Origin of the sequence: Alkalibacillus silvisoli (genome assembly GCF_039521975.1) — a bacterium.
GTDB lineage: Bacteria > Bacillota > Bacilli > Bacillales > Alkalibacillaceae > Alkalibacillus > Alkalibacillus silvisoli.
This window is the reverse complement of the sequence record NZ_BAAACZ010000009.1, coordinates 330,206-344,433: the sequence shown is the minus strand read 5'-3', so window position 1 is coordinate 344,433 and position 14,228 is coordinate 330,206. Positions and strand designations below refer to the sequence as shown.

Annotated in this window: 12 protein-coding genes; 1 reads left to right on the top strand and 11 read right to left on the bottom strand. The window is 36.5% G+C overall.

The annotated features are described in order from the left end of the window. Positions 1 to 57 precede the first annotated feature (57 nt). The 8 genes from ABDZ63_RS05935 to ABDZ63_RS05900 are packed head-to-tail and all read right to left on the bottom strand — an operon-like array spanning position 58 to position 10,036. The gene (locus ABDZ63_RS05935; protein ID WP_343782397.1) at positions 58 to 1,341 is read right to left on the bottom strand and encodes a dihydrolipoamide acetyltransferase family protein; all 1,284 of its coding nucleotides are present in this window, start codon (positions 1,339 to 1,341) and stop codon (positions 58 to 60) included. Between the two features lie 37 nt (positions 1,342 to 1,378). Further along, complete coding sequence (locus tag ABDZ63_RS05930; protein WP_343782396.1) at positions 1,379 to 2,362, bottom strand: alpha-ketoacid dehydrogenase subunit beta; 984 nt, start codon at positions 2,360 to 2,362, stop codon at positions 1,379 to 1,381. A gap of 2 nt (positions 2,363 to 2,364) precedes the next feature. Then, positions 2,365 to 3,375, bottom strand: a complete 1,011-nt coding sequence (locus tag ABDZ63_RS05925) for a thiamine pyrophosphate-dependent dehydrogenase E1 component subunit alpha (RefSeq protein WP_343782395.1) — start codon at positions 3,373 to 3,375, stop codon at positions 2,365 to 2,367. Between the two features lie 19 nt (positions 3,376 to 3,394). Beyond that, positions 3,395 to 4,816, bottom strand: coding sequence for a dihydrolipoyl dehydrogenase (gene lpdA, locus ABDZ63_RS05920; RefSeq protein WP_343782394.1), 1,422 nt, complete (start codon positions 4,814 to 4,816; stop codon positions 3,395 to 3,397). Positions 4,817 to 4,818: 2 nt separating this feature from the next. Next, a complete protein-coding gene (gene buk, locus ABDZ63_RS05915) occupies positions 4,819 to 5,913 on the bottom strand; it encodes a butyrate kinase (RefSeq protein WP_343782393.1) in 1,095 nt (364 codons plus the stop codon). Between the two features lie 20 nt (positions 5,914 to 5,933). Next, positions 5,934 to 7,031 (bottom strand): Leu/Phe/Val dehydrogenase, encoded by a 1,098-nt coding sequence (locus tag ABDZ63_RS05910; protein ID WP_343782392.1) that lies wholly within the window; start codon positions 7,029 to 7,031, stop codon positions 5,934 to 5,936. An 18-nt stretch (positions 7,032 to 7,049) separates the two neighbouring features. Beyond that, positions 7,050 to 7,949 (bottom strand): phosphate butyryltransferase, encoded by a 900-nt coding sequence (gene yqiS, locus ABDZ63_RS05905; RefSeq protein WP_343782391.1) that lies wholly within the window; start codon positions 7,947 to 7,949, stop codon positions 7,050 to 7,052. A 38-nt stretch (positions 7,950 to 7,987) separates the two neighbouring features. Next, complete coding sequence (locus ABDZ63_RS05900; protein WP_343782389.1) at positions 7,988 to 10,036, bottom strand: sigma 54-interacting transcriptional regulator; 2,049 nt, start codon at positions 10,034 to 10,036, stop codon at positions 7,988 to 7,990. 135 nt (positions 10,037 to 10,171) lie between these two features. Between ABDZ63_RS05900 and ABDZ63_RS05895 the strand changes: the two genes are divergently transcribed. Then, entirely contained in the window at positions 10,172 to 10,393 is a 222-nt protein-coding gene (locus tag ABDZ63_RS05895) for a DUF2627 family protein (RefSeq protein WP_343782387.1), read from the top strand. 65 nt (positions 10,394 to 10,458) lie between these two features. Here ABDZ63_RS05895 and ABDZ63_RS05890 read toward each other — a convergent pair whose 3' ends face one another. The 3 genes from ABDZ63_RS05890 to spoIVB all read right to left on the bottom strand — a co-directional run bounded on the left by ABDZ63_RS05890 (position 10,459) and on the right by spoIVB (position 14,090). Continuing rightward, positions 10,459 to 11,805 (bottom strand): aspartate kinase, encoded by a 1,347-nt coding sequence (locus ABDZ63_RS05890; RefSeq protein ID WP_343782386.1) that lies wholly within the window; start codon positions 11,803 to 11,805, stop codon positions 10,459 to 10,461. Between the two features lie 216 nt (positions 11,806 to 12,021). After that, on the bottom strand, positions 12,022 to 12,801 hold the full coding sequence (gene spo0A / locus ABDZ63_RS05885) for a sporulation transcription factor Spo0A (protein WP_343782385.1): 780 nt from the start codon (positions 12,799 to 12,801) through the stop codon (positions 12,022 to 12,024). A gap of 203 nt (positions 12,802 to 13,004) precedes the next feature. Further along, on the bottom strand, positions 13,005 to 14,090 hold the full coding sequence (gene spoIVB / locus ABDZ63_RS05880) for a SpoIVB peptidase (RefSeq protein ID WP_343782384.1): 1,086 nt from the start codon (positions 14,088 to 14,090) through the stop codon (positions 13,005 to 13,007). Positions 14,091 to 14,228 lie beyond the last annotated feature (138 nt).

Sequence of the window (14,228 nt, the reverse complement as noted above, 5' to 3'; positions counted from 1 at the left end):
AAAAGCTGCCTCTACTCATCATTATTGTGGTATGAGACAGCCTTTATGATCTAAATATTAATAAATAGATGTATTTTCTTCTGACATATTTTCTAAAATTTCTTTCACACGTTGTAAGAAGTTACCGCAAATTAATCCGTCTAACACACGGTGGTCTAAGGATAGACATAAATTAACCATATCACGTGGAGCAAACATACCATCAATATAAACAGGACGTTTGACAATGGATTCTACTTGTAAAATCGCTGCTTGTGGGTGGTTAATAACACCCATAGATTGTACTGAGCCAAATGAGCCTGTATTGTTTACTGTAAACGTTCCACCTTGCATATCGTCATTCGTTAGCTTGCCATCACGAGCTTTTGTTGCTAATTCAACAATGTCTTTGGCAATTCCTTTAACACTCTTATCATCAGCATGTTTAATAACAGGAACAAATAATTGATCATCGCTAGCAACAGCAATTGATAAGTTTATGTCTTTCTTTTGGATGATCTTATCTCCTGCCCACATGCTATTAAGCTCGGGGTACTCTTTTAGCGCTTGTGCAACAGCTTTCACGAAGAAAGCAAAATAAGTTAATGAATAACCTTCTTGTTGCTTAAATTCATTTTTCTTACTGTCACGGAACTTAACTAAATTCGTAACGTCAACTTCAACAGTCATCCACGCATGAGGAATTTCTGTTTTCGATTTAACCATGTTTTGAGCAATAGCTTTACGAACACCTGAAACAGGGATCTCAACATCTCCTGGTTGTGCACTTGCAGCAGGTTGGCTAGATGGTGCACTCTTTGGAGCCTGTTGCGCTGATTCTTTTGGTTGTTCTGATTGAGCTTGCTCTTTTTTAGGCGTCTCTTGTGCTTGTGGAATTTTACCAGAGGCAATAATCTTCTCTACATCTTTACGTGTAATGCGACCACCTTTACCAGAGCCGTCTACTTGGTTAAGGTCGATGTCATTTTCTTGTGCCAGCTTTAGAACGGCTGGTGAGTAGCGCTTTTTCATCGGTTGGTCATCACTTACTTCTTTTGAAGGTGAAGAGGTTGTTTCTTCTTTATTAGAAGGCGCTTCATCTTTAGCTTCTTCTCCTCCACCTTCTGTTTCCATATGACAGATCAATCCACCAACTTCAATCGTGTCACCTTCTTGAGCAACCAGTTCTTTAATAGTTCCTGTAAAAGAAGATGGGACTTCAGCATTTACTTTATCTGTCATAACTTCTGCAATCGGGTCGTACTTATTGACATGGTCACCCTCTTTGACTAACCATGAACTAATCGTACCTTCAGTTACACTTTCACCTAACTGAGGCATTGTCACTTTTTCGACTGCCATTCCTGTTTACCTCCTTTTTGTGCCAAGTCAATTACTTTTAAAATTCAGCTAAGTCACGCATTGCTTTCTCTACTTTATCTGGGTTAATCATGAAATATTTCTCCATTGTTGGAGCATACGGCATAGCCGGTACATCAGGCCCAGCAAGTCTTTTAACAGGAGAATCTAAATCAAACAGACAGTTTTCAGAAATGATGGCTGAAACTTCACTCATAATACTACCTTCTTTATTATCTTCTGTTACAAGCAATACTTTACCTGTTTTCTTCGCTGCTTCAATAATTGCCTCTTGGTCTAATGGATATACGGTACGTAAATCTAAAATATGAGCCGAGATACCTTCTTCAGATAGTTTTTCAGCTGCTTCTAATGCGAAATGTATACCTAAGCCGTAAGTAATGACCGTAATATCATCACCTTCACGTTTTACATCAGCCTTACCAATTGGTAATACATAATCATCATCTGGTACTTCACCTTTAATAAGTCGGTAAGCACGTTTATGTTCAAAGAATAAAACAGGGTCTTCATCACGGATCGCTGCTTTAAGTAAACCTTTAGCATCATAAGGTGTTGATGGAATCACAATCTTTAAACCAGGCTGATTAGCAAAGACAGCTTCTACAGACTGCGAGTGGTATAATGCACCGTGAACGCCACCCCCATAAGGAGCACGAATAACCATTGGACAATGCCAATCATTATTTGAGCGATAACGAATACGTGAGGCTTCTGATATGATTTGGTTAACTGCTGGCATAATAAAGTCAGCAAACTGCATTTCTGCAATAGGGCGCATACCATACATCGCAGCACCAATACCAACACCTGCAATTGCAGATTCTGTTAAGGGTGTATCTAATACTCTCGCATCACCAAATTGATCGTATAATCCATCTGTCGCTTTAAAGACGCCACCTTTTTTACCAACATCTTCACCCAGCACAAAAACTTTATCATCACGTTCCATCTCTTCTTGCATTGCCTTTGTTACTGCTTGAATATAAGACATTACTGCCATAATTATTCCCCTCCCTCTTCAGCATACACATACTTAAGTGCATCTTCTGGTTCAGCGTAAGGTGCATTTTCCGCTTCATCTGTCGCCTTATTAATTTCATCATCAAGCTCTTTCTTTAGCGCCTCTTCTTTCTCTTCTGTTAACACACCTACATCTCTTAAATATTGAGCAAATGAAAGTAAATTATCTTTCTTTTTCATTTCTTCAAGTTCCTCTTCTGTGCGGTAAGCTTTATCATTATCATCACTTGAGTGAGCCGTTAATCGTTCAGTCATTGCTTCGATTAATGTAGGTCCTTCACCGTTCATCGCTCTTTCATGTGCTTCTTTAACAACTTTATACACTTCTAATGGATCATTACCATTAACTTGGTGACCAGGCATACCATAAGCAACCCCGCGGTCTGCAACGGACTTACTTGCTACTTGACGCTCTAATGGTACTGAAATAGCATATTTATTATTTTCAACCATTGTAATAACAGGTAATTTATGAACCCCAGCAAAATTAAGACCTTCGTGGAAATCACCTTGGTTAGAAGAGCCTTCACCTAATGTAACAAACGAAGCGATTTCTTTATTTTCCATTTTAGCAGCAAGTGCTACCCCCACAGCGTGTGGAAGCTGTGTTGTAACTGGTGAAGAGCCAGTTAAAATTCTGTTTTTCTTCTGCCCAAAGTGTCCAGGCATCTGACGTCCACCTGAGTTTGGGTCTTCAGCTTTAGCAAACGCAGCTAAAAACAATTCTCTCGTTGTCATTCCAAACGCTAAAACAACGCCTAAATCACGATAATATGGTGCAGCATAGTCTTTGTCACGGTTTAGTGCATAACTTGCTCCAACTTGTGCCGCTTCTTGTCCTTGACATGAAATAACAAATGGAATCTTTCCTGCACGGTTTAATAACCACATTCTCTCATCAATTTTACGTGCTAGAAGCATTGTCCGGTAAATATCTAGCACTTGTTCATCAGATAAACCTAAATCGTGGTGGCGATTTTCTACTTTACTCATGTGTATTACCTCCCTTTAATTATCCGTGAATTTGTTTACCATCAACAGCTAAAGCTGCCTCTCCAATGACTTCAGATAAGGTTGGGTGTGGATGTATTGATTCTCCAATTTCCCAAGCTGTCGCATCTAACACCATTGCTAAGCCTGCTTCTGAAATCATGTCAGTCACGTGCGGTCCGATCATATGAACACCTAATAAGTCTTCATTATCTTTATTCGTGATGATTTTTGTAAACCCTTCTTTTTCACCATGAACTAATGCTTTACCAACTGCTTGGAATGGGAATTTACCGACCTTCACATCATAGCCTTGGTCAATTGCTTGCTTTTCAGTTAAACCAACACTAGCTATTTCTGGATTTGAATAAATACATGATGCCACATGGTTGTAGTTAATTGGTTCTGGATTTTCATTCGCTATATGCTCAACAGCTAAAATACCTTCATGCGAAGCAACGTGTGCTAATTGCATACCACCTATAACATCACCAATTGCATAAATGTGTGACTCTTTCGTTTGATTGTTTTGGTTAACTTTAATCGCACCATTTTCAACAACAATATCCGTGTTTTCTAATCCAATGTTATCAACAATTGGCGCTCTTCCTACCGAAACTAACATTCTTTCTGCTTCAAATGTTTGCTTTTCACCATTAACCTCAGCATCAATCTTGATCCCGTTATTTTTCTCTAGAGAATCAGGAAGTACCTTGGCACTTGTGACAATGTTAATCCCTTTATTCTTAAGCGCTTTTTCAGCTTCTTTAACAACATCTTTATCTTCAGTAGGTAGAATTTGATCCATAAACTCTACAACGGTAACTTCAACACCAAAATCACTTAACATCGATGCCCATTCAATTCCGATAACTCCACCACCAACAATTACAATTGATTTTGGTAAATGGTCCATTTGCAGTGCTTCATCTGATGTCATAACTAATTCACCATCAACATCTAGACTAGGTAAAGACTTAGGTTTTGAGCCAGTTGCAACAATTACATTTTTAGGTAGGATCATCTCATTTTCCTCACCATTGTTCATTTCAACAGAAATTGTGCCTGCAGTAGGTGAGAAAATACTAGGACCTAAAATACGACCATGACCTTCAAAAACATCAATCTTTCCTTTTTTCATTAAACCTTGAACGCCTTGATGCAGTTGGTTGATAATTTCTTGCTTACGTTCTTGGACTTTCAGGAAGTTTAGTTTTGTGTTATCTGTTTCTACACCATAATTTAGAGCATTTTGTGTCTGCTGGTAAACCTCAGCACTTCTTAAAAGTGACTTGGACGGGATACACCCTCTATGTAAGCATGTTCCACCTAGTTGTCCTTTTTCAACGATTGCAACTTTTAATCCGAGTTGACTAGCTCGTATAGCAGCGACATATCCACCTGTGCCACCGCCAAGTATGGCAATATCGTATTCTTTTGCCATATTTAAAACTCCTTTCTATTAGGCATTGAATGGTACTGCTTTGCTTCTTCTTCCTCATTAAGTACTCGAATCGTACCTTCAGCTAATGCCTCTAATTCATTTTCACCAGGTAATGTTAGTATGTCTGCGATCCAGTCAATGCGTTTGGTAATTTCCTTAACAAATTCTTGACCGTAACAAAGACCACCTGTTAAGACAATAGCATCGACATTACCTTGTAACACGGTACTTATACTGCCAATCTCTTTAGCGATTTGATAAGCCATAGCGTCGTATATGTGTTTTGCTTCCTGATCACCTTGTTCAATTCGTTTCTCAACTTCTAAAGCATCGTTAGTATCTAAATAAGCGACTAATCCACCATTACCAACTAACATTTTGTGAACTTGTTCTTTTGTATAAACAGTTGAAAAGCATAAATCTACTAATTGACCTGCTGGAATGGTTCCTGCTCGCTCTGGTGAAAAAGGTCCTTCACCATTCAATCCGTTATTAACATCGATTACTTTACCTTGATGATGTGCTCCAACCGTTATCCCACCGCCCATATGACAGACAATTAAATTGCTTTTCTCATAAGTTAGGTCTATAGACTGAGCGGCTCTTCTTGCAACAGCCTTTTGATTTAATGCATGAAAAATACTTTTCCTTGGTAATTGTGGTATACCAGAAATTCTGGCGATATCATCTAACTCATCCACCACAACTGGATCAACAATATAAGCTGGTATATTAACATTATTGGCAATCTCATGGGCTAAAATGCCGCCCAAGTTAGATGCATGTTCACCGTAATAGCCTTCCTTTAAGTCATGGAGCATAGCTTCATTGACTGCATAAGTTCCACCTTCAATAGGTTTTAATAAGCCACCACGCCCACAAACAGCATCTAATTTAGATATATTAAACCCTTCATAATCCAATGCTTCTAGAATGACATCTTTTCTAAATTGATACTGCTCAATAATATTAGAAAATTGACTAAGATCTTCTGTTTGATGACGAATGGTTTGTTCAAATAAACAATGATCATTTTCAAATACTGCGATTTTCGTTGAAGTTGACCCTGGGTTGATCACTAATACACGATAGTCCATATTCTTGATGAAGCCTCCATTTATTTTCTTCTTGAGATAATGCTGTGTTCATTTTGTAAGAACGTACTTCTTGTATTACGAACACTTGCGATACGTTCTTCAGCCATACGATCAGCAGCAATATGTGTCGAGATGTTGTCGCGTTTAGAAATTTCAAAGATTTTACTTAAGCTATCATAAATTGAATCAATTTGTTTAAATGCACGTTCTTTATTATAGCCATTTAATTCATCCGCTACGTTAATAACACCACCAGAGTTGATTACGTAATCTGGTGCATATACAATACCTGACTCATGTAATATTTGACCATGTCTATCTTCAGCCAGCTGGTTATTAGCAGACCCTGCAATCGCTTTTGCTTTTAGTTGAGGAATTGTTTCATCGTTAATAGTAGCACCTAAAGCACACGGTGCATAAATGTCACAATCTACAGAGTAAATATCATCTGGGTCAACTGCTTGAGCACCAAAATCTTCTACAGCACGCTCTACTGACTCTTTATTAATATCTGTAACAATTAGCTTAGCGCCTTCTTCATGTAAATGTTTACACATGTGGTAAGCGACATTACCTACACCTTGTACGGCAATTGTCTTTCCTTCTAATGAATCAGAACCAAAAGCTTCTTTAGCTGCTGCTTTCATCCCACGATACATACCATAAGCTGTAGCTGGAGATGGGTTTCCTGATGAACCAAATTCAGGTGAAATACCTGTTACATAATCCGTCTCCATGTAAATATAGTCCATATCATGTTCTGTTGTCCCTACATCTTCTGCTGTAATATAGCGACCGTTCAGTCCTTGAATATAACGGCCAAACGCTCTGAACAATTCAGGGTTTTTGTCTTTTTTAGGATCACCAATTATAACCGTCTTTCCACCACCTAAATTCAGACCAGCTGCAGCGTTTTTGTAAGTCATACCTTTTGCTAATCTTAAAGCATCAACAACAGCTTCTTCCTCAGAATCATAAGTCCACATTCTTGTTCCACCTAATGCAGGACCTAATGTTGTATCATGTAGTGCGATAATTGCTTTTAATCCAGAATTTTTGTCTTGGCAAAATACAACTTGCTCGTAATCATACTCTTCCATATACGTAAATAATTCCATTTCATATTCCTCCCTAAATTAAGATGATGTTAACGCAAACGCTAGTGAATAAATTTTACTTTCTGCTGTGTCAGCACGTGAAGTTAACACAATAGGTGCTTTAGCCCCGCTAATAATACCGGCAACTTTAGCATTCGCAAAATATGTGAATGACTTATAAAGAGTATTACCAACTTCTATATATGGACATACTAGAATATCAGCGTTTCCGGCAACATCTGAATGTATATTTTTTTCTTTTTTTGCATCTAGTGATATTGCATTATCAAATGCTAAAGGACCATCTACAGTACAACCTGAAATTTGTCCACGTTTTTGCATTTGAGACAATACAGCAGCATCAATTGAAGCTTGCATTGCTGGGTTGACAATTTCAACCGCTGCTAAAGGGGCAACTTTAGGGTTATCATAACCCATTCGATTAGCCACATCCACTGCGTTCTGGATAATCTGAACTTTCTCTTCTAAATTAGGCGCAATATTCATCCCTGCATCCGTTAAAAACAACAAGCCATCACGTTCTGGTAATTCAAATAAAGCAACGTGTGACAGAACCCTTCCATTTCTTAAACCAGAATTTTTCTTTAAAACTGCCTTTAAAACAACCTTGGTTGCTACATTACCTTTCATTAATACATCTGAGCGCTCTTCAGAAACAGACATAACCGCTTTATCAACGGCATTTTCTATTGAAGTAGCATGGTGTAATGTAATCCTTTCTTGATTAAGGTTTAAATCAATTTCATCGGCTGCTTCTTGAATTTGTTCCATATTACCAAAAAGTTTAAACGCTGCTAAGTCCCGTTCTACCCCCTCCTTTATCGCTTTTAATGTTTCTACATTTGTTGCTTCTGCTACTGCAACAGTTTTCTTCTCTTCCATTTGACAGAGATCATTAACTAATTGATCTAAATTCATTATTTTTCTCACCTTCATGTTGTCTAGTTTCGTCCTGTTCAGCCTTCTTTGCTGAGATTATGCTTCTCCATTTTGTAATACAAATTTCTTAACGATATGTTTAATTGTTTCGCTGTTTTCGATTTAATATAATTATTCTTCCCAAGCGTCTCTATTATGAGTTGTTTTTCAAATTCATCTAATGCATCTTGTAGCGGAATAACATCAGTCTTCTTTGGCTCATTAACCAAGTCTAATTCATCGAGTGAATGCTTTCTAAGTGGAGGCAAATGTTTCTCACTTATAAAATTTTCATATTGTTCCATACTGATCATGGCACGCCCGAGAATATTTTCTAACTCTCTTACATTTCCAGGAAAATCATATTCATTCAAATACGTTATAGCTTGCTCATTAACACCTTTAACATTACGTCCGAAATCTTCGTTTAACTTTGTTATAAGATGACTGATTAATGGTTTTAAATCTTCTTTTCGCTCTTTTAAAGGTGCAATCATAACCGGTAGTCGATTTAAGCGATAAAACAAATCTTCTCTAAATTCTTTTTCCATCATCGCTCTTTCAAGGTTAACATTCGTTGCTGCAATCGCCCTTACGTTGACAGGAATCGGGTCTTGCCCTCCTACACGAAGCACTTCTTGATTTTCCAATACATGCAATACCCTTGCTTGTAAATGTAAAGATAGATCACCTATTTCATCTAAAAAGACCGAGCCATTGTTAGCTTCTTCAAATATACCTCTTTGTTTCTCCGGCGGGCCTGATTCTTCACCAAATAGCATTTTTTCTAAATTATCTTCTTCCATAGAAGCGCAGTTCACTCTTATAAACTTATAATGTTTCCTGTCGCTTTCATTATGAATCGCGTGAGCAATCAATTCTTTTCCAGTCCCTGATTCTCCTCTTAAAAGTACAGTTACTGGTGTTTTTGCTCCAACTTTTGCTTGTTCTAATGTTAATTTCATTTCAGTTGATTTAGCAATAATATCATCAAACGTATACTTTGCTTCTAAATTTCGAATAATCTGCCTTGCTTTCTTAAGCTCAGATGTTAATGATTCGATTTCTGAAAGGTCGTGAATGATCCCCACACTACCTTTTAAAACACCATCAACTAAAATAGGAGCTGCATTAACGAGGACGTCTCTTTTTAATGGACCTACCTTCATTCTAGCTCCTCTAACTGGTCTTCTCGTTTCAAGTACCTGCATATGCATACTTTCCCCTTCAGAGATATCTGCTGTTGCAGGTTTACCAATGACATCATTTTCTGTAAGTCCAGTTATTTTCGTATAAGCAGGGTTAATTAACAAGCCACGTCCGTCTTCATCTACTACTGAAATAGCCTCTTCACTAGACTGAATTATAGCCTCAAGCATATTTTGTATATTTTTCAGATCGGTAATTTCTTCTGCTAAATCAACAACTTCTGTAATATCTTTAAAAACAGCAAAAGCTCCTAGCAATTCCCCTGACTCAGTTAATAAAGGAATTCTAGTTGTTATGATCCGTTTACCATTATTTAAATTTAATGATTGGTTGAGTTCTTTCTTATGAGTTTTCATGACATTTGGCAAATGTGAATCTGGAATAATTTCCGTTATCAAATGTCCAACCATTTCGTTTTTATTTAAATCTAGAATGTTTTCACAAGCTTCATTAACGTATGTAATCTGATGATCTAAACCAATTACAATCATACCGTCATGAATTGAATTTAAGAGTAATTCTCGAGAGTCCGTTTCTTTCTTAAGTCGTTCGAGTAACTCTTCTTTTTCATTTAATAAATTATAAATGATGTGAGCAACTGTTCCAGGAATGAGCACAGCACGTTTCTTTTTATGTTTTTTTAGGTCATTGAACACTTCTTCTTTGCCCGTTGTTTCAACAATAATATCAATCGGCTCTTCTAAAGCATCTATATAAGACTCATAAGTATTAATTTCTTTTAATCTTGAAAGCTTTACACCTGGTGCTTGGTGATCAATGTCTGCAACTGCTTGCACATTAATCATGTCAACTTGTTCGAAAAGCTTTAATATTGCTGTTCCACCCTGGCCAGCTCCGACTATTAGCACATTTTGCATAGTTATACACCTACATTTGCAAGTTTTTGCATACTTCCATCATAATGAAAGCGTTTTAGATATGCAAGTTTTTTTCATATTTTTTATTCGGAATAAATTTGGTATACTACAAAGGGTAAATAAGGAGAGAAATATATGATTAGGTTAATTGCTTTATTAATAATGGTGTTACCAGGGGTTCTAGCGGCTTATGGGATTAAGCTTATAAGGGATTCTTTCTTTGGTGAGGCAGCTGCAATATTTTTCAATAATGTATTAATCCAATTATTTGCTGGGGTTATATTCATTATAATTGGAATTGGGTTCATCGGCGGATTTATATTGCACCGAGATCGAAAGCGAAATCGAACCAAATAATCGAAAACAAAAAAGCGAGCATTGTGCTCGCTTTTTTAAGCTTATTGCATCTAAATCGTGATTATTTAGTGAAAAAATTCTCTATATAATGACTTAACAGCTGCTTTTATATTATGTTCATGAATTCCAAACATCATCGAAACTTCTGATGAGCCCTGGTTGATCATTTCGATATTGACATCTGCCTCTGCAAAAGCCTTCGTTGCTTTCGAAGCTACAGTTAATCGATTACTCATCCCTTCACCCACTAACATAATCATCGCTAAGCCATGAATAATATCTACTGTATCAACTTGCAATTCATTTTTAATGCGGTTGATTAATACCTCTTCTTTATCACTCTTCAAATCTTCAGTCCGGATAATGACTGACATATCATCAATCCCTGAGGGCGCATGTTCAAATGAAATATTTTCTTCAACCAAAATACTTAATAATCTTTGACCAAACCCAATTTCTCTATTCATTAAATATTTACTAACATAAATTGATGAGAATCCTTCATCACTAGCAATTCCCACTACAGGTTGTCCATTGTCTTTTTTATTAGCTACAATCATTGTTCCTTTACAATTTGGATCTTTTGTATTTTTAATACAGACAGGAATATTTTTCTTAAATGCAGGAATTAGCGCTTCATCATGGAAAACTGAAAAGCCTGCATAAGATAATTCACGCATTTCTTTATAAGTCAATGTATGAATTTCTTTAGGTTTATCAACAATTTTAGGGTTGACACAATACACAGAGTTAACATCTGTAAAGTTTTCATATAAATCAGCTTTAACACCTGCTGCAATAATTGACCCAGAAATATCAGAACCACCACGTGGGAAAGTTGTTAAAACACCTGATTCCGTGTAGCCAAAAAAGCCAGGAATCACTACAACACCTTCTCGGTTTCTCAATTGATAAATTTTCTCATAGCTTTTCTCTAAAATTTGAGCACCTAAAGGTTCCGAATTAACAATAACGCCTGCATCCTTCGGGTTCACGTATGTAGCTTTAGTGCCTCTCTTATTAAGGTAGGCGCTTAAAATACGAGCTAATGAATCTTCACCCATTGCTTTTAAAGCATCCATAAGGTGTGAAGAATTTGTTGTTTCTCTTAATAAACGTCGAGATTCATTTTCAATTCGACCGACAATGTCTTTTGATAAATCTAACTCTTCAGTAATAGACAAAAAGCGTTGTGAAATCTTAAATAAAGTTTCTTCGTAATTTTGACCACTGTCATATTGTTCAGCAAGTTGGATAAAAAGGTCAGTTACTTTCACATCTTCACCGTACCTCTTACCAGGTGCTGATACGACAATGAATTTACGGTCTTGATCTGATTCAATAATACTCGCTACTTGTTCAAGCATCGAACTATCAGCTACAGAACTTCCTCCAAATTTTGCTACTTTCATATTATCACCACTATTATCATGTTTTTTCAATAGTCATTATTTTAACATAAAAGAGAGAAAATAAAAGCGGGAAACTCGCAAAAATTATTTAAATGATGAACTCTTTTAAGAAGGACACTCTAGCCAATAAAGGTGTATAGAGCTTTTATAAAAACAAAAAAATGACCGTGACATCTAATAGTCACAGTCATTTTCGTTAACTGTCAAAAACAAAAGTTAACTAACTTTGTGCTCTAAACGTAGCTTATCAGCAATCATTGCAATAAATTCACTATTTGTTGGTTTTGCTTTTGAAACGCTTACAGTGTATCCAAAAATTGCCGATAATGAATCGATGTTACCACGATTCCAAGCAACTTCGATAGCGTGGCGAATTGCTCGCTCAACACGGGAGGCTGTTGTATTATATTTTTTTGCAATATCTGGATATAGTACTTTCGTTATAGATCCTAATAATTCAATATCATGATATACCATAGAAATTGCTTCTCTTAAATATAAATAACCTTTAATATGCGCTGGGACTCCAACTTCATGAATGATTGAAGTAATATTGGCATCTAGGTCAACTTTCTGTGGCTTTCTTCCTTCTATTCCTTGTTGTATTGGAGAGACTTGCTTGGAACCTGCAACCATCAGCACTTGGTCTTTTAACATATCTAAATCAAAAGGCTTCAACATATAATATGTAGCGCCTAACTCTACAGCTTTTTTCGTCACTGATTCATGACCAAACGCTGTTAACATAATCACTTTTGGTGTTTGATCCAATGACATATCACGTAGCTTTTCTAAAACTGCTAAACCATCAATATGAGGCATAATAATATCTAAGATTAAAATATCTGGCTGTTGTTCTTGGACCATATTTAAACAGTCATTTCCATTATAAGCCGTTCCAACGACCTCCATTTCTTCCTCTTCAGAAAAATGATCCTCCAACATTGAGACTAACTCTCGATTGTCATCAGCAATTCCTAACTTCAATTTTCCCATAATATTCCCTCCTGAATATAATTGTCCGCTTGACCCACAATTAACCATTTCGACATATACAATTAAACTCCTTTTTAAATTCTTAAAATTTTTAATCATTTATCATTTTTATTCGTTTATACGAAAGGTTCTACAGCAAATTGTAATATTCGACACGTACACAAACAAAAAGCCCAATACTTTATAAAGTACTGGGCTTTAATTTAACTAGCTTGTTCCATGTCGTCATCTTCTTTTATTTTTAATCCTGCTTCATTTAGCATCCACTCAATATGCACACCATAACCACTCGTTGGATCATTTAAAAATACATGCGTAACTGCACCTATAAGCTTTCCATTTTGAATAATCGGGCTTCCACTCATTCCTTGTACAATACCACCAGATGCATTTAATAATTCTTCATCTGTAATTTGGATAACCATCCCTTTTGTTTCAGGATTTTGTGAAGGTACACTACTAACAATTTCAATTTCAAATTCTTTTACTGTATCATCTTCAACCACTGTCAAAATTGTTGCTTCTCCCTCTTTAACTTCGTGAGGTTGTGCGACTGGCAAAGGATCAACGTGGTTATCTAAAAATATAGAATCTTCTTCTAACTTACCAAAAATACCATAATCTGTATTCTTTTGAATTGTTCCTAAGCCTTGATCATCCATGGAGAATCGAGCTCTTTTCTCGCCTGGGGCACCACTTTCACCTTTATTGATCGAAGTTATTCTAGACGGTACAATTTTACCGTTATATATATCTAAAGGCTTTTTTGTTTGTTGGTCAGTAATAACATGGCCTAAAGCGCCGTAACGCTTAGATTGAGGATCATAAAAAGTCATTGTACCAATACCAGCTGTTGCGTCGCGAATAAACATCCCTAACTTATACACATCTTCCTGTTCATCCGAGGCAGGTTTTATGGTTAACGGGAAAATGTGCTCTTCTCGTTTAATTAACAATTCGATTGGGGTATCATCTGATTCATATTTTTGAATTAATTTCGTAAAAGCTTGCATATCCTCTATTTTATGCTGATTAATCTGTAAAATAATATCGCCTATTTCAACACCTGTCTCCTCAGCAGGTGATACCTCTCCATCCTCAGAAGAAACGGGGCTGAATCCTACAACAACTACACCAGAAGTATGAAGCTTAACACCAATGGATTGCCCACCTGGAATGACTTCTTCGACTGGTTGTAATGTTTCAGCCGCAACATGGTACGTTAAAGTGAATGGAAGAACAAACGAAACAAGGAGAATCAGTTTTAATGCTAATCGTGAATGGTTCATCAAGTTACACTCCTCATTTCTTCTTATAATTGAAGCTTTAACGTTAATTTGAGCTTTTTAGGGTGTTTTTAAACGATAAAAGTAAATGCAATTTAGTTTATCATTTCCTTGATTAGATTAAGTTTTTTTGTATAAAGT

Bases quoted from the DNA above. Each gene is read 5' to 3' on its own strand.
- lpdA (WP_343782394.1), bottom strand. From the start codon at position 4,816: ATGGCAAAAGAATACGATATTGCCATACTTGGCGGTGGCACAGGTGGA.
- spo0A (WP_343782385.1), bottom strand. From the start codon at position 12,801: ATGGGAAAATTGAAGTTAGGAATTGCTGATGACAATCGAGAGTTAGTC.
- buk (WP_343782393.1), bottom strand. From the start codon at position 5,913: ATGGACTATCGTGTATTAGTGATCAACCCAGGGTCAACTTCAACGAAA.
- yqiS (WP_343782391.1), bottom strand. From the start codon at position 7,949: ATGAATTTAGATCAATTAGTTAATGATCTCTGTCAAATGGAAGAGAAG.
- ABDZ63_RS05930 (WP_343782396.1), bottom strand. From the start codon at position 2,362: ATGGCAGTAATGTCTTATATTCAAGCAGTAACAAAGGCAATGCAAGAA.
- ABDZ63_RS05925 (WP_343782395.1), bottom strand. From the start codon at position 3,375: ATGAGTAAAGTAGAAAATCGCCACCACGATTTAGGTTTATCTGATGAA.
- ABDZ63_RS05900 (WP_343782389.1), bottom strand. From the start codon at position 10,036: ATGCAAAATGTGCTAATAGTCGGAGCTGGCCAGGGTGGAACAGCAATA.
- ABDZ63_RS05890 (WP_343782386.1), bottom strand. From the start codon at position 11,805: ATGAAAGTAGCAAAATTTGGAGGAAGTTCTGTAGCTGATAGTTCGATG.
- ABDZ63_RS05910 (WP_343782392.1), bottom strand. From the start codon at position 7,031: ATGGAATTATTTACGTATATGGAAGAGTATGATTACGAGCAAGTTGTA.
- spoIVB (WP_343782384.1), bottom strand. From the start codon at position 14,090: ATGAACCATTCACGATTAGCATTAAAACTGATTCTCCTTGTTTCGTTT.
- ABDZ63_RS05895 (WP_343782387.1), top strand. From the start codon at position 10,172: ATGATTAGGTTAATTGCTTTATTAATAATGGTGTTACCAGGGGTTCTA.
- ABDZ63_RS05935 (WP_343782397.1), bottom strand. From the start codon at position 1,341: ATGGCAGTCGAAAAAGTGACAATGCCTCAGTTAGGTGAAAGTGTAACT.